Source organism: Burkholderia sp. MSHR3999 (assembly GCF_000833595.1).
Taxonomy (GTDB): Bacteria; Pseudomonadota; Gammaproteobacteria; order Burkholderiales; family Burkholderiaceae; genus Burkholderia; species Burkholderia ubonensis.
On the sequence record NZ_JRFO01000007.1, the window covers coordinates 102,004 to 116,828 of the forward strand.

Here is a 14,825-nt window from a genome sequence, read left to right on the forward strand (position 1 = left end):
TCGGAACGACATGCCTGAAAAACTGAAGAGACTCGTCGCCCATGCCGCTGCGGCAGGCCGCAAGCCATTCGATCCGGAACGGGTTCGGCGCCAGCAGCAGTCGTTGCTGTACGGCGGCGGCGCGGCGATCACCGTATTCATCCTGGTGTGCGCGGCACTCGTCGTGCGGCTCGAAGTCCTGGACTATTTCACGCAGGTGCGCGCGGCGTTTCTGAAGCGCGAGGCCGAACTGCATGCCGAGCTGCATTCGACGAAGCTGCTGCTCGGTCGATACGTGTCTCAATCGCAAGCCCTGTGGCGCGCCGACACGCAGGCATCGCCGGAAGTGATGCGGGAATTCGCCGCCGGTCAAGGCAAGATCGTTCGCTACCGGTTCGGCCGTGCGGCGGCCGTCGGGCTGGCCAGTCTCTCGCCGGAGCATCCGGCCCGGCTGTACTCGCCCTATCTCGCGCTGATCGTCCAGCAATTCGACGCGACTGCCACGCAGGTTCCGGTCGATGTCGGCCTGTCCGGTTACCTGATCAGCCTGTACGGCGACCTGCTCGGCGTGTTCGACCCGGTCCTCGTCGACCGGGCGCTCGCGTTGCCGGCCGGCCATTCGTTGGAGATCCTGATCGGCGAACTGCTCCCTTCGAGCGCGCGTATCGTGACGCAGACGCCGGGCATGACGGGCCAGGACGGCATCGTGCTCGAGAGCCGCGTCGATACGCTGCTGGGGCGTCGCGTGCTGCGCTTCGTCCGGTTGGTGTACGACGCCGACGGGAAGCCTGTCGCCTGGGCCGTCATCAACGGCCGTGCCCGGATCGACGACATGCTCGCGTCGCGGGCGATCGACGAGACATACGCGTTGATCGGGAGCGGCGGCAACGTGCTGGCCGGCGCGCAGCCGGACGGCAAGCTGATCGGGAAGGCGCTCGACCATGCGCGCGAACCGTCCGGCGAGCATGCGACGGCGCATCGCGTCGGCGCACGCTTCGTCGTCAGCGACCGCATGCCGGAATCCGATCTGGTGCTGATGGGGACATTCTCGTGGCGCAGCATCGTGGCCGCGATCGCCGTGCCGGCGGGCGTAACGGCCGGTACGGCGCTGGTCGCGATCGCGTTGCTGTGGCTGGCGATCATGCGGTTCGATCGCCGCGCGCTGCGTCCCGCGAACCGGCGCGCGATGCGCCTGATCGAGAGCGAGGCGCTCAACCGGACGCTGATCCGCGCCGCCCCGAGCGGGATCATGCTGCTGTCGCTGGCCGATGGCGAGACGATGGTGAGCAACGATGCGATGCGCGAATACGAGCAGGCCGCGTCGGAGCCGCCGCTCGGCAAGCGGATCTGGCAAGCGTATCGCGACAGCGCGCGCGGCCCCGCCGCGCCGCGCGTGATGACGCACGAGCTGGCCGTCGAGTTGGCGGACCACGGCTCGACCTATCTCGCCGCGAACGTCGTGCGCACGCGCTATCGCGGGCTCGACGTGCTGCTCTGCACGTTGCTCGACGTGACCGCGCGCAAGCGGACCGAACTCAAGCTGCGCGAAGCACGCGAGGCTGCGGAAGGGGCGAACCGCGCCAAGTCGACGTTTCTCGCGACGATGAGCCACGAGATCCGCACGCCGCTGAATGCGATCATCGGCAAGCTGGGACTGATGGCGCGCGCATCGCTGCCGCTACCCGAGGCGCCGGCCGGCTGGCGGGATGCGTTTGCGGAGCCGGACGCAGCGCCCGATAGCGAGCAGGAGCCGGCGCTCGAGACGCACGACGACATGCCGCCGCTTCGCGTGCTGGTGGCCGAGGATCATCCGGCGAGCCGCGCGCTGCTGCGCGACCAGCTCGACGCGCTGGGCTACGACGCGACGATCGTGACGAACGGCATCGAGGCGATGCGGGCGTACTTCGCGCATCCGTTCGACGTCGTATTGACCGGCCTGGGCATGCCGGAGCTCGATGGCTTCGCGTTGGCGAGGTTCCTGCGCGAGCAGGGGGCGAAGGTGCCGGTGATCGCGATGACCGCGCATGGTACCGACGAGGATTACCGGCGCTGCGAACAGGCGGGGGCGGCGGAAGTCGTGCTCAAGCCGTTGTCGATCGACGCGCTTGACGCGGTGCTGCGGCGGCAGGCGGCGTATGGAAAGGCGGCTATTTCGAATGCGGCGCATGCGAGCGACAGGCATGCCGACAACCAGCCGGTGATGTCGGTCGAGATCCGCGAGAAGCTTCGCGCTGCAACGCTGCATTCGCTGGCGGTGATCGGCGACGCGCTGTCGAGCGGTGAAATCGATCCGGTCAGGATCGAACTGCATTCGATGCGCGGCGGGTTCGCGCTGGTCGGCGATACTGCGGCGCGAGATGCATGCGCGCGAGCCGAACGGACCGTGACCGAAGATGGCATCGACGCGATGAACGCGCATTGGCCTGCGTTCGAAGCCGAGATCGAATGCGCGTTGAAACGGCTGTCAGGGGCCGGGCAACGCGAATCGCGCGAGCTCGACTGACGTTCGACCGAGCGACCGCGCCGGCGTGGACCGCTGACGCGCGGTCGCAGGCTCCTGTCCGTTGCGTCGCATCGCTCTGCACGCGGTGCGGTGCCGCGCCCGGGAGTCGGCACGTGTCCGTTGCGCCGGATGGTGTCGAGGCACTGCCCGTTTCGCGGCTGCTATGCCCGCTCTGGCCCTTTCTCATTGTTCGTCCAGCCGCGTCTGCTGTCGTCCGATCGGTTTTCGGGCACGGTTCGATGTTCGCCAGGCGCCGGCTCGCAAGCAATTCGCCGCGCGACGGCATGCTGCTCACGGACGAGCAAGGTCAGGCCGGCATGGCTCAGGGCGTGGGTGTCGCGTTGACCGACAGCAACGGCGCCGATTTGCCGTTTGCCAAGGAGCGGGCGGATGCTACGCTGACCTACATTCTTCAATATAACTAACCGGATCCGTGAAGCGGACGGCGATGCCGCCGCCGTCGCTTCAGCGCTTTCCGCATCGCCGGGCGTTGGGCTTCAACCGTCCCGGAAAATGAAACTGTACGCACTCAACGCCGGCGCCCCGCCCAGATGCGCGTACAGCACCTTCGAGCCCGGCTCGAATTCGCCGAGCCGCACCTTGTCGATCATCCCGTGCATCGACTTGCCTTCGTACACGGGATCGGTCAGCACGCCTTCGAGCCGCGCGCACAGCCGGATCGCCTCGAGCGTGCCTTCGCTCGGCAAGCCGTACTCGGGGCCGCCGTAGCGCGTATCGAGGATCACGTCCTTATCGGTGATGTCGCGCCCGAGGTCCACCAGCTCGGCGGTATGACGTGCGATCCGCGTGATCTGCTCGCGGGTCTGTCCGGGCTTTGCCGACGCATCGATCCCGATTACGCGGTCCGCGCGCCCGTCGGCCGCGAAGCCGACGACCATCCCCGCCTGCGTGCTGCCCGTCACCGAGCACACGACGATGTAGTCGAACTTGAAGCCGAGCTGCGCCTCCTGTTCGCGCACCTCTTCCGCGAAGCCGACGAACCCGAGGCCGCCGAGCGGATGCTCGGAACACCCGGCCGGAATCGGATACGGCTTGCCGCCGGCCTGCCGCACGCTCTCCATCGCCTCTTCCCAGCTGCGGCGGATGCCGATGTCGAAGCCGTCGGCGACGAGCCGCACGTCGGCGCCCATCATCCGCGACAGCTGGATGTTGCCGACGCGGTCGTACACCGGGTCGTCGTAGTTGACCCAGTGCTCCTGCACGAGCACGCACTTCATCCCGAGATGCGCGGCGACGGCCGCGACCTGGCGCGTCTGGTTCGACTGGACGCCGCCGATCGACACGAGCGTGTCCGCGCCTTGCGCGAGCGCGTCGGGGACCAGGTACTCGAGCTTGCGGGTCTTGTTGCCGCCGAATGCGAGGCCGCTGTTGCAGTCCTCACGCTTCGCGTACAGCTCGACCTTGCCGCCGAGATGTTCGCTCAGGCGCTTGAGGGGCTGGATCGGCGTCGGCCCGAAGGTCAGCGGATAGCGGGGGAAGCGTTGCAGGTTCATCGAATGTCTCCGAAAGGCGCGGCGGATAGGTGACGGGACCGGCCGGCAGATGGCGCCCCGACGAGAAAATGATAGTCGGACGCGCGAGAAATGAGCTTGCGAAATAAATAACGTCGTCCTACGTTTCAAACGTGGCCATCACTTTGTGAACAATCCGAGTTCGTCAAACAGGAAATTTACGCAATGAAATTAGGCAGACGTCCGGCGCAGGCGCCGGAAGCCGCGCCCGCGCTCGATCGCATCGACCGCGCGATCCTCCGGCAGCTTCAGCAGGACGCGTCGATCTCGAACGTGAGCCTCGCCGCGAAGGTGAAGCTGAGCGCGCCGGCGTGCCTGCGGCGCGTCGAGCGGCTCAAGGAGATGGGGCTGATCCGCGGGATCGTCGCGCTGCTGGAGCCGAAGGCGCTCGGCGCGGGGATGCTGGTCGTGATCGGCTTCGTGCTCGACCGCTCGACGCCGGAAGCGTTCGCCGCGTTCGAGAAGGCCGCGCAGAAGGTGTCGGGGTGCGTCGAATGCCACGTCGTGACCGGCGAGTTCGACTACTTCATGCTGGTGCGCACGCGCGACAGCGAGAGCTTCAACCGGCTGCATGCGGAGCAGTTGCTGTATCTGCCGGGCGTGCGGCAGGTGCGCAGCTTCATGGTGCTGAAGGAGATTCTGTCGACGCACGCGTTGCCGGTGTAGCGCGCCGTCGCCGGGCGTTCGCGCGTCCGGCGCGGCGCTCGAACGCACCCGTACCGAACGGTCGCACTACGCGCGCGGCGTGACGCATCCGTGGCGGCGCGCTATGCTCGACGTTCGTTGCGGCGCAGCGCGCGGGCGCGTCGCGCGATCGCATCCAGACGGAGACCCCGATGCATGACGTTCAAGCGCTGATCTTCGACGTGCAGGGCACGGCCACCGATTTTCGCTCGACGGTCGGCGGCGCCGCGCGCGCGCTCGCCGGCGCGCGTGCGCCGGATGCCGACTGGGGGCGCTTCGTCGACGACTGGCGGCGCAGGTACCGGCCCGCGCTCGATGCGATCCTCGCGGGCGAACGGCCGTGGTCGTCGGTCGACCGCATCTACCGGCACGCGCTCGACGAAGTGATCGACGCGTGGGGCCTGACGTTCTTCACCGACGACGAGCGCGAGACGCTCAATTTCGCGTGGCAGACGATCGCGCCGTGGCCGGACACGGTCGAAGGCCTGCAGCGGCTCAAGCGCAAGTTCAAGCTGGCGACGCTGTCGAATGCCGACGTGAGCGCGGTCGTCAACATCTCGAGGCGCGGCGGGCTGCCGTGGGATGCGATCTTCGCGGCGGAGATGGCGGGGACGTTCAAGCCCGATCCGCGCACCTACAGGATGGCATTGCGCTATCTCGGCGTGGCGGCGGGCGACGCGATGATGGTCGCGTGCCACAAGTACGACCTAATTGCCGCCGCCGCGCTCGGCATGAGGACGGCGTTCGTCGCGCGGCCGCTGGAATTCGGTCCGGGCGGCGACGTCGATACGGCCTTCGACGAGTGCTTCGACATCAACGCGCACGACTTCATCGATCTCGCCGCGCAGCTCGGCTGTTGAGCAGCGCGGGGCGCACCACGTCGGCGCCGATCTCGCGTTCATCCGCGAGCGCCTTCAGCGCGGCAATCACGATGCTCTCGCGATCGACTTCGAAGAACGACCGCAACGCCTGCCGCGTGTCGCTGAGCCCGAAGCCGTCCGTGCCGAGCGTTACGTAACGGCGCGGCACGTACGCGCGAATCAGCTCGGGCACCGCGCGCACGTAATCGGTTATCAGACGCGCGCGCTGTCCGGCATGCGCGCCGACGCGCGTGTGCAGCGGCGCTTGAGGAAGCGGTCGAGCGGCGTCGCATAACCGCGCGCGATGGCCGCGCTCACGCCGGCCGACAGCACGAGATAGGCCGCGAGCAGCAGCAGCCTGTCGTCGCCCGATGTCGCGCGCGGCGGGAACAGCGTGCGCATTCCGCCGAGCACGACCAGATGGAACAGGTAGAGCTCGTAGCTGAGCCTGCCGCTCCAGCGCAGCGGCGCCAGCAGGCGGCTGCCGCGCGCGTCGCCGCCGGCGGCCCGCGCATGCGCGCCGACCAGCAGCACGGCCGTGGCGAACGCCATCGCGGTCACGCCGGCGACGTGGCTCTGCGCGATCGGCCACGCGAAATAGAGCATGGACATCGCGGCCGCGGCGAGCCACTGCACGGCGGGTTGCGCGAACGCGCGCCAGCGCGGCCGGTCGGCCAGCACCGCCGCGCAGCAGCCGATCGCGATGCCGTCGAAGCATGCGAGGTATGCATAGAGGAAGCCGCCTTCGTCGCTGGAATGCTTGATGCGGTACACGGGGCCGATCGCGATGACGAGCGCCCAGAACGCCAGCAGCCGCGCGTCGCGCCGCAATGCGATGCACAGCAGCGGAAACGAAAGATCGAGGATCGAGTTCGTCTTGTCGCCGGCGATGTGCTGATACGCGGCCTGCAGGTAGACGTCGGTGCGCTTCGACAGGTTGTAGTCGGCCATCAGCCCGACCGAATGGATCTTCGGCTTCGCGCTGCCGCCCGCCGATCTCGAACTGCATCGCTCGCCCGGCATCTGCGATCCGCTGACCGACGATCTCGTTTCGCTGATCGAAGCGATGGTGGACGAGCGGCGGCGTGCGTCGATCGACGCGTTCGCGTAGCGGCGGGCGGTGCGCACCGCCGGCCTGAGCGCCGCGCCGGCGCCTATGCGTCGCCGGCCTGCCCCGTCTGCCGCTGCAGATCTTCCATGATCTGCTCGGCGAGGAAGTCGCACGGCGGCCGCTTCGATTTCGTGCTGCGCGCGAGGATCATCTCGAGCGGCGGCAAGTCGGGCAGCCCATGCGAGCGCCCGAGCACCGTCAGTTGCGCGGGAATCGCGCAGCGCGCGAGCGGCGCGACCGCGAGCCCCGCTTCCACCATGCTGATCAGCCCGAGCAGGCTCGGGCTTTCGTACGAGGTCCGGTACGGCACCTTCGCGCGTTCGAGGCTGCGGATCGCGTTCTCGCGCGCGACGCTGCCGGGCATGAACACCGCAATCGGCAGCGGCCGCTCTTCCCACACGCGCGGCCCGTTGGTCATCGCGGCCCACGCCATCGGCTCGTGGCGCACGAAATCGCCGGACAGCCCTTTCACGCGCGTGCCGCACACGAGATCGACGGTGCCGTCCTTGAGCAGCGGCGCGAGCGCGCTGCTCGGCAGCCCGATCACCTGGATCTCGACCTTCGGATACGACGCCGAGAATTTCTTAAGCACTGAAGGAAGAAGCGACGACGCATAGTCGTCCGGCACGCCGATCACCACCTTGCCGGTCACCTCCGGCCGCACCACGGCGGCCCATGCCTCGTCGCGCAGCGCCAGCATGCGCCGTGCGAAGCCCAGCAGCACCTCGCCCTCGCGCGTCAGCACGATGCTGCGCGGCCGGCGCATGAACAGCGGCCGCCCCAGCGCATCCTCGAGGCTCTTGATCTGCATGCTGACGGCGGATTGCGAGCGGTTCACGGCTTCGGCGGCCCGGGTCATGTTGCCGGTCTCGGCAACGGCGACGACGGTGGCGAGCACGTCGTGATCGAGCATCTTCATGGGTATCAGGAAAACTGAAGGTAACGATCAACATTATGCGTTTTTATTGTCGCTACGTGCGTGCGATAGTGCGATCACGCAAGCGATTCCGCTGCGGCCGCCGGTGCGTCGGGCCATGCCAGGCCGCGATTGCCGGCATGCCGAACCCGCGCAGTTGAACGAGGAAAACCCGGTGTACCGATGATGGACCATCCGTTGCGCGCCGCACTGGCCGCGGAATTGCACGCCCGGCCGTTCCTGAGGCTGGCCGAATCCGTGGCGCTGACCCACTACGCGATCTATTCGGATGGCGAACCGGCGATTCACGACACGCTGCTGCACGCGCTGTGCCGCGACGCCGGCATTGCCGCGCCGCACGAAGGCGCGACGCATTACGCGGTGCAGTCGCCGAGCGGCTGGCATCTGAAGTGGGAGCGCCACACCGAGTTCTCGACCTTCACGTTCGTCGCGCCGCGCCGCGATACCGGCTATTTCGACGATCTCGCGATCGAAGGCATCCCGGCCGCGTGGTTCGCGCGGCTGGCCGGAATTCGCTTCGTCGCGGTGCGCATGGAGCTGCTGTCGGGCGACGCCGCTCAGCTCGCGTGCCGCGACGTGCGGCGCTGGTTCGACGGGCCGATGATGGTCGGCGGCAACGTGCTCGGCGGCGGCAAGGTGTTCTGCGACTGGCACGTGCGGCACGACGGCTTCATGCGCTTTCTCGTCGTCGACGACGACTTCCGCGAAGAGCAGGGCGGCCGCCTGCTGCAGCGTCTGTATGAAATCGAAACCTACCGGATGATGGCGCTGCTCGCGCTGCCGGTCGCGCGCCGGATGAGCCGCGATCTCGACGAGATCCACGCGTCGCTGCAGGCGCTGATGCAGCGGATGGACGCGCACGGCGCGCAGGGCGACGACGCGGCACTGCTGGTCGAGCTCACGCACCTGGCGGTGCGCGTCGAATCGCTGTCGGGGTCCGGCGGACGCTTCAGCGCGTCGCGCGCGTACGAGAAGCTCGTGCTCGCGCGCATCCAGGAGCTGCGCGAGGAGCGCATCGAGGGGATGCCGACGATCGCGGAGTTCATGGAGCGGCGCTTCGCGCCCGCGATGGAGACGTGCCGCAGCGTATGGGCGCGTCGCGAGCAGATCGCCGACCGCATCGCGCGCGCGGTCGACCTGCTGCGCACCCGCGTCAATCTCGCGCAGGAAAAGGACGTCACGCGGCTGCTTGCCGGCATGGAGCGCACCGCGCGCAACCAGCTGCATCTGCAGCATGCGGTGGAAGGGCTGTCCGTCGCCGCGATCTCGTACTACGTGCTGTCGCTCGCGGCCGCCGCGTTCAAGGCGCTGCACGTGCTGAGCCTGCCGGTCGATCCCGAGCTGGCGGAAGGGCTGCTGATCGCGCCGGTCGTGCTCGCGGTGATCCACATCACACGGCGCACCCGCGCGCAGATGGCGCATGCGGATGCCGGCCGCGACGGCGAGCCGGCGCGACCAGCGAAAATGAAGCAAGTGGTTTAGAACATCAACGAAAACTTAAGGAGTGGAGATGACTTTTTCGCAAATGCAACCGGGGTTCTTCTCGAGCATCGACGATTTCGCCGAGCCGGAGTGGGACGACGCAGGCAATGCGGACAATGCGGACGACGCGCGCGTGTCGTCGTATCAGGCGGTGCTGCAGGAGCCGACCACGTCGCTCGTCGGCGGCACCGCCGATCGGCCGGACGTCGCGACGGACGCGATCCTCGGCTACAACTGACCTGCACTTCAGCGCGGCAAGCGGACGACCCGGGGCGGTGCATATCAGGCAGAATGGCGCGGCAGTTTCCGAGGGGGCCGGATCAACCGGCCCGACATTCTGTTGCCGATAAATACATTGACATGACCGCTCCATCAGACGTTGCAATCCAGTTGGCCGCTGTCGGACAGCCGGCGGCCCGAGACCTGATCAGCCGCAAGCTCAACGAATACAACGACGCGATTACCGGCCAGCCCGACAACACGGCGCTCGACGTGTACGTGACCGACCCGAAGACCGGGGAGGTCCTCGGCGGGCTGGTCGGCCGGACCTCGCTGGGGCTGTTCTTCATCGACCTGTTGTACCTGCCCGAATCCCTGCGCAAGGACGGCCTCGGCAGCAAGCTGCTGCACGCGGCGGAAGCCGAGGCGAAGCAGCGCGGCTGCGCGCGCGCGGTGCTGTACACGATCACGTTCCAGGCGCCCGCGTTCTACGAGAAGCACGGCTACCGCGCATTCGGCGAAGTGCCGTGCCAGCCGGCCGGGGCCGCGCGCGTGTTCATGGTCAAGGAACTCTGAGCGTCGGCGGCCGAGCGGTGCAGCAGGTGCTGGCGGCGGACGGGCTGCTCGACCAGGCTTCGTTCGCGTTCTCGCCCGATGGACGACCTTCCAGATACCGGCTCGGCGTCTCCCCGAGCACGCGGCGAAACGCGGACGTGAACGCGCTGGGGCTCGCGTAGCCGAGGTCGAGCGCGACCCGGGTCACCGGCTGCCCCTGGCTCAAGCGGGAGACCGCCGCGAGCAGGCAGACCTGCTGCCGCCATGCGGCGAAGCTCACGCCGGTCTGCACGCGGAAGCGCCGCGTGAAGGTGCGTCTGCTCATCCCGGCGTCGGCCGCCACGGTGTCGAGATCGATCGCGATCGACGGCGCTTCGAACAGTTGCCGGCACACGCTTGCCAGCCGCGGATCGTCCGGCAACGGCGCATGAAGCGACAGGCGCGGCATGGCCGCCATTTCCGCGACGAGCAAGGCCATCAGCTTGCCGGCGCGTCCGTCGACGTCGTACAGCGCCGGGAGATCGATTGCGCCGTCGAGCAGCTGCCTCAGCAACGGCGACACGCCGTACACGCAGCAATGGTCGGGCAGCCCCGCCGCATGCGCCGCGTCGCCCGACACGAAGGTATTGAGCATCGTGACCGGGCCGCTCATCGTCATTTCATGCTCGACGCCGGCCGGGACCCAGCACGCGCGCTGCGGCGGCACGAGCCAGCGGCCCTGCGGGGTGGCGATGCTGATTGCGCCGCGCGAAGCAAACGCGAACTGCCCGCGTCGATGCGCGTGCGGCGGAAACGTCAGGCCGGCCGGATAGTCGTTCGCGGTCACCACCACGCTGCGCGGGATGTTCTCGTAGGGATCGAGCAGGGTATTTCGCATGGCCCGGATTCTATAGCGAATGGCCCGGCGTCGAAGGCGGGCCATGGTCGACCGGCCTACGATCCGTTTCATGCGTGGCGCGACGGCGCACTCGACCAAGTCGCCGGACGCCTGATCGTGATTCTTCCGGAGTCGATATGCCCAAACCCTTTCATCGCGTGGGACATGGCCCCCACGCTGTTCTCGTGCTGCACGGCTGGTTCGGTGACGCGCGCTCGTTCGAGCCGATCGAAGCATGGCTCTCACAGGACAAGTTCTCCTACGTATTCGTCGACTATCGAGGCTACGGCGAAAGGCGCGACACGCGCGGCGCCTACACGATCGACGAGATTGCCGCCGATGCACTCGCGCTCGCGGATGCGCTCGGCTTTCGCACGTTCAGCCTCGTCGGTCATTCGATGGGCGGCATGGCGATCGAGAAGATTGCCGCATGCGCGCCCGAGCGCGTGCGTGCGCTGGTGCCGGTTGCGCCTGTTCCGTGCGGCGGCATCGCGTTCGATGCCGCAAGGCGCGCGCTGTTCGAAGGCGCCGCCGGGCATCCGGGCAACCGGCGGGCCATCATCGATCGCAGCACCGGCGGCCGACTGCCGTCGTCGTGGGTCGAATGGAAAGCGGCGTATTCGGCATTGCATTCGTCGCCGGAAGCGTTCGCCGCCTACTTTCACGCATGGGCCGATACGGACTTCAGCGACGAGATCGCCGGGCGGCACCCGGTGAAGGTGCTGGTAGGCGAGCATGATCCGACGTTCAACGCGGCGCTGATGGCCAGGACCTATCTGCGGCGGTATCCTCTTGCCACGGTCGACGTACTGGCGAACGCCGGCCACTATCCGATGAATGAAACCCCGCTCGCGCTGGTGGCGGCGATCGAGTCGTTTCTACTCGCGGTGGACGGGGCCCCGGACGTTTCGACATGCCCGCTTGACTCGCGCCGGTTCCCGACCAAATTCAATCGATAACTCGCGAGTGATGAATCCGGCATGCCGAACGAACATGACGTGTACTTTGGAACGCTCGCCGAAGGAGAAACGCGCATGAAGAAAAGCGAGTCGCAGCACGAGAACGTCCAGTCGCCTTCACAACTGATCGACGCGAGAATCGAGGAGCTGGGCGACTGGCGCGGCGAGATGCTCGGCCGGCTCCGGGCGCTCGTCAAGGAGGCCGATCCCGACGTCGTCGAGGAGTGGAAGTGGCGCGGGGTGCCGGTGTGGTCGGATGCGGGCATCCTCTGCACCGGTGAGACCTACAAGAGCGTCGTGAAGATGACCTTCGCGAAAGGGGCGGCGCTGCCGGACCCCGCCGGCCTGTTCAATGCCAGTCTCGAAGGGAACACGCGGCGCGCGATCGATTTCCGCGAAGGCGAAACGATCAACGAACGCGCGTTGAAGACGCTCGTGCGCGATGCGGTGGCGCTGAACCGGTCGAAGGCCAGACGCTGAGCCGCATCGTCCCGGCCGCACGCGCGGTCAGAAGCGGTAGTTGACCGACGCGAGCGTATTGAGCTCGGTCCTGCGCTCGGTGATCGGGCTCGACGCGGCATGGTGCTGCAAGCGCCCGAGCGTCACCGCGACCGAGCCGACCCAGTGCTTCGAGAAGTCGTAGCTGACGTAGCCGTTCAGATGCACGTCGCGGATGCCCGCGCCGGTGTTGTAGGCGGGCAGCCCCGACGCGGCGCTCTGCTGGTTCGACACGCCGAAGAACGTGCGCGTATGGACGGCGTCCGCCCACGTGAAGCCTGGTCCGGCGGAGAACAGCCAGCCGCCTGCGGGCAGCGACGCGTAGAGATCGGTGAGCACGGTCTTGCCCTGATGGTGTCCGGCGATGTCCTGATACATCGCGACGGAGCCCGTGAACATCCAGACCGTGTAATCGGCGAAGAGCTTCAGCTTCGGGCCGGCGTTCACGTTGCCGAGCCCGTGCAGGCGCGGATCGTCGCTCTCGTGGCGCGACACGAAATCGAACGTGATGGCTGCGCCGACGTGATAGTCGTCGCCGCGCAGCACGTTCACGCCCAGCACGTCGGGGCCTTGCGAGAAGATGCGGTCGTCGTAGGAAATGTCGAGCGCGGGATAGGGGAACACGCGCAGGTCCCGCGAGCCCGGGTATCGCGGCGAGACGAACAGGCCCGGCCCGAACGCGATCTTCCATTTGCCGGCGGGCTGGACGGCCGCGTCGGCAGCGGTTGCGGCGGATGCGGCGTCGGCGGCCGATGCGTCGAGCGCGCAGACGGTCAGCGACAATCCCGCCGCCAGCAGCGCGGCCCGCTTTGCGGTGAGGAACGCAGGAAGCTTCATCACGACGTCCGCCCGTTGCCCAGTGTCGCCAGTTGCCGCAGGCGGCGCGCCAGCGCCTTCGAGACGACCGGCTTGGCGCCGGCGTCGCCCGTGCGGCTTGCCATTTCGCTTTCGCGCAGGAACAGCGCGGTTTCCCGCGCGACGATTTCGCGTTCGTTGTCGGAAGTGATCATGTGATACGAGTCGTCGAGCCAGATGGTTCGCAGGAAGCCGGCCCCGATCGACGAAGCGATGAAGCGCGCATTGCGCGGGCTCGACGTTTCGTCGTCGATGGCATGGATGATCAGGCAGTCGTTGCGGATCGCGCGCACCTTCGGGCGCACGCAAGCCGCGAGCCGGCTTGCCTCGTGCAGGGCGGGGAGCGAGATCGTCGACGGACCGATTTCGCTGAAGTCGTCGCGGCTCATCGCGCGCGCGATCTTCGCGCGCAGCGCCTCGTTGCGCAGGCCGTAGGGCGCCGATTCGCGATACCGGTAGCGGTGGCGCATCGGCGAGTAATACGCCCAGTTCAGCAGGAAGCGATACCACGGAATCGCCCAGCCGTCGTACGCGAGGGTGAGCGACAGCAGCGCAACGGCCTGCGCCTGCGGACGGCGATGCGCGAGCGCGAGCGCAAGCGTCGCGCCGATCGACAGCCCGCAGATCGACACGCGTTCGTAGCGTGCGGCGAGCGCGTCGTATTCGCGGGTCGCGGCGTCGAGCCATTGCTCCATCGCCTGTTCCGGCGTGCCGGCGCTATAGCCGTCCAGCACCGGCGCGCACGTCGTGAAGCCCTCGTCATTCAGGAAGCGCGCGAGATAGCGGAATTCCAGCGGCGAGCTGGACAGCCCGTGCAGCATCAGCACGGCGTGGCCGTCGCCTTCGTTGAACACCGTTCTGGCGGAGATTGACATGTGTAAACAGACCCTGGCGTCAGTCGTCGATGCGCAGCACGAGGAAATCGCCCGCGTGCGTCGTGAAGCGTTCGCAGACGCAGTCGACGAAGCGCGTGGCGCCGTCGCCCGCCGCGTCACCCGCCGCGCGCGTGGCGGGCGTGCCGGACCGGCGCAGCCGCACGCGGTGCCGGCCGGCCGAGAGGGTCTTCGACAGGCGGCGGAGATCGTCCGGGTCGACGTCGTCGAAGCGGGGGCCGGGCGCGATTTCCGCGGGCGGCGGCAGCGCGACATGGGCGCCGCTCGCCGGGCCGCTCGTGCCGCCGCTCCATGCGGGGTTGTGTTCGAGCGCCTGCATCAGCACGAAGGTCCGGTGGTACTGCGACAGGTGATGCAGCAGCCGGTGCGTTTCATCGATCGCGCGGCGCGCGAGCAAGCGCTCGTTGTCGTGGCGCAGCAGCATCTCGTAGCGCGACTGCGCGACGGACGCGATCAGTTCCGCGCGGAATTGCGCGCGCCTCAGGCGCTCGATCAGCGTAATCAGCACGAGCGCGACCAGCGGGTACGAGACGACGAACAGGATGTCGGAGCGATCGATGACGTCGAACACGCCATAAGGCGGCACGAACAGGTAGTCGGCGATGCACAGGCCGGCCAGCATCACGGTCAGCGCGGGCGCGAGGCCGAAGTAGTACTCGATCAGCACGGCGGCGATGCTGAAAGCCGTGCCCGGCATGACGGGACCGAGCAGCGGGTGCAACAGGAGGCGCGCACCGCTCGCCAGGCCCAGCGCGGCGAGTGCGGCAACCCATCGCCGTGGCCCGCGTGGCGCCCAGCGGCGGGCGTTCTGGATCTGCATGAGTCTGGAGTTCGCCGGCGGACCGGGCGTGATTTATCTGGGGCCGAAAACGGCCGGCGTA

The 14,825-nt window shown here is 67.9% G+C and carries 17 protein-coding genes and 1 pseudogene; 10 read left to right on the plus strand and 8 right to left on the minus strand.

The features are described 5' to 3' along the window. Positions 1–10 precede the first annotated feature (10 nt). Together KY49_RS24105 and KY49_RS37610 are read left to right on the plus strand one after the other, a co-directional pair. Complete coding sequence (locus KY49_RS24105) at positions 11–2,482, plus strand: response regulator (protein WP_042587013.1); 2,472 nt, start codon at positions 11–13, stop codon at positions 2,480–2,482. A gap of 113 nt (positions 2,483–2,595) precedes the next feature. Beyond that, positions 2,596–2,907, plus strand: a complete 312-nt coding sequence (locus KY49_RS37610; RefSeq protein ID WP_156162593.1) for a hypothetical protein — start codon at positions 2,596–2,598, stop codon at positions 2,905–2,907. Between the two features lie 72 nt (positions 2,908–2,979). On the opposite strand, the gene KY49_RS24110 is transcribed toward KY49_RS37610, so the two are convergent. Continuing rightward, on the minus strand, positions 2,980–3,996 hold the full coding sequence (locus tag KY49_RS24110) for a 1-aminocyclopropane-1-carboxylate deaminase (protein WP_042587014.1): 1,017 nt from the start codon (positions 3,994–3,996) through the stop codon (positions 2,980–2,982). 183 nt (positions 3,997–4,179) lie between these two features. Here KY49_RS24110 and KY49_RS24115 point away from each other — a divergent pair, with 183 nt between their 5' ends. After that, positions 4,180–4,680 carry an Lrp/AsnC family transcriptional regulator gene (locus KY49_RS24115; RefSeq protein WP_042587015.1) on the plus strand — a complete coding sequence of 167 codons (501 nt, stop codon included), beginning with the start codon at positions 4,180–4,182 and terminating at the stop codon, positions 4,678–4,680. 170 nt (positions 4,681–4,850) lie between these two features. Next, positions 4,851–5,558 carry a haloacid dehalogenase type II gene (locus KY49_RS24120; protein WP_042587016.1) on the plus strand — a complete coding sequence of 236 codons (708 nt, stop codon included), beginning with the start codon at positions 4,851–4,853 and terminating at the stop codon, positions 5,556–5,558. Here KY49_RS24120 and KY49_RS24125 read toward each other — a convergent pair. The 3 genes and pseudogenes from KY49_RS24125 to KY49_RS24135 all read right to left on the minus strand — a co-directional run. Beyond that, positions 5,527–5,769: pseudogene (locus KY49_RS24125) on the minus strand (hypothetical protein); the annotation flags it as partial. The gene KY49_RS24120 and the pseudogene KY49_RS24125 sit on opposite strands and share 32 nt — an antisense overlap. Positions 5,770–5,771: 2 nt before the next feature. After that, positions 5,772–6,686, minus strand: coding sequence for an acyltransferase family protein (locus tag KY49_RS24130; protein ID WP_231636472.1), 915 nt, complete (start codon positions 6,684–6,686; stop codon positions 5,772–5,774). Positions 6,687–6,712: 26 nt separating this feature from the next. Beyond that, the gene (locus tag KY49_RS24135; RefSeq protein ID WP_010097423.1) at positions 6,713–7,588 is read right to left on the minus strand and encodes a LysR family transcriptional regulator; all 876 of its coding nucleotides are present in this window, start codon (positions 7,586–7,588) and stop codon (positions 6,713–6,715) included. On the opposite strand from KY49_RS24135, the gene KY49_RS37615 reads away from it, so the two are divergent. The 4 genes from KY49_RS37615 to KY49_RS24150 all read left to right on the plus strand — a co-directional run bounded on the left by KY49_RS37615 (position 7,587) and on the right by KY49_RS24150 (position 9,883). After that, positions 7,587–7,772 carry a hypothetical protein gene (locus tag KY49_RS37615; protein ID WP_143134402.1) on the plus strand — a complete coding sequence of 62 codons (186 nt, stop codon included), beginning with the start codon at positions 7,587–7,589 and terminating at the stop codon, positions 7,770–7,772. The genes KY49_RS24135 and KY49_RS37615 overlap by 2 nt on opposite strands. After that, positions 7,769–9,088, plus strand: coding sequence for a DUF3422 family protein (locus tag KY49_RS24140; protein ID WP_042587018.1), 1,320 nt, complete (start codon positions 7,769–7,771; stop codon positions 9,086–9,088). Before KY49_RS37615 ends, KY49_RS24140 begins: the two co-directional genes overlap by 4 nt. 28 nt (positions 9,089–9,116) lie before the next feature. Continuing rightward, complete coding sequence (locus tag KY49_RS24145; RefSeq protein ID WP_042587019.1) at positions 9,117–9,326, plus strand: hypothetical protein; 210 nt, start codon at positions 9,117–9,119, stop codon at positions 9,324–9,326. A 122-nt stretch (positions 9,327–9,448) separates the two neighbouring features. After that, complete coding sequence (locus KY49_RS24150) at positions 9,449–9,883, plus strand: GNAT family N-acetyltransferase (protein WP_042587020.1); 435 nt, start codon at positions 9,449–9,451, stop codon at positions 9,881–9,883. Here KY49_RS24150 and KY49_RS24155 read toward each other — a convergent pair. Further along, positions 9,870–10,739, minus strand: coding sequence for an AraC family transcriptional regulator (locus KY49_RS24155; protein WP_197083600.1), 870 nt, complete (start codon positions 10,737–10,739; stop codon positions 9,870–9,872). The two genes, KY49_RS24150 and KY49_RS24155, sit on opposite strands and share 14 nt — an antisense overlap. 137 nt (positions 10,740–10,876) lie before the next feature. Here KY49_RS24155 and KY49_RS24160 point away from each other — a divergent pair, with 137 nt between their 5' ends. Both KY49_RS24160 and KY49_RS24165 read left to right on the plus strand, forming a co-directional pair. Further along, positions 10,877–11,698, plus strand: a complete 822-nt coding sequence (locus KY49_RS24160; RefSeq protein ID WP_080407592.1) for an alpha/beta fold hydrolase — start codon at positions 10,877–10,879, stop codon at positions 11,696–11,698. 75 nt (positions 11,699–11,773) lie between these two features. After that, positions 11,774–12,178, plus strand: a complete 405-nt coding sequence (locus KY49_RS24165) for a DUF1801 domain-containing protein (RefSeq protein WP_042588682.1) — start codon at positions 11,774–11,776, stop codon at positions 12,176–12,178. Positions 12,179–12,205: 27 nt separating this feature from the next. Here KY49_RS24165 and KY49_RS24170 read toward each other — a convergent pair whose 3' ends face one another. From KY49_RS24170 to KY49_RS24180, 3 genes are read right to left on the minus strand one after another with little or no spacing between them, the layout of a single operon-like run. Next, the gene (locus KY49_RS24170) at positions 12,206–13,033 is read right to left on the minus strand and encodes a MipA/OmpV family protein (protein ID WP_415869588.1); all 828 of its coding nucleotides are present in this window, start codon (positions 13,031–13,033) and stop codon (positions 12,206–12,208) included. After that, on the minus strand, positions 13,033–13,926 hold the full coding sequence (locus tag KY49_RS24175) for an alpha/beta hydrolase (RefSeq protein ID WP_042587021.1): 894 nt from the start codon (positions 13,924–13,926) through the stop codon (positions 13,033–13,035). The genes KY49_RS24170 and KY49_RS24175 overlap by 1 nt, the downstream gene beginning before the upstream one ends. 19 nt (positions 13,927–13,945) lie before the next feature. Beyond that, on the minus strand, positions 13,946–14,764 hold the full coding sequence (locus KY49_RS24180; RefSeq protein ID WP_042587022.1) for a DUF4118 domain-containing protein: 819 nt from the start codon (positions 14,762–14,764) through the stop codon (positions 13,946–13,948). Between the last annotated feature and the right edge of the window lie 61 nt (positions 14,765–14,825).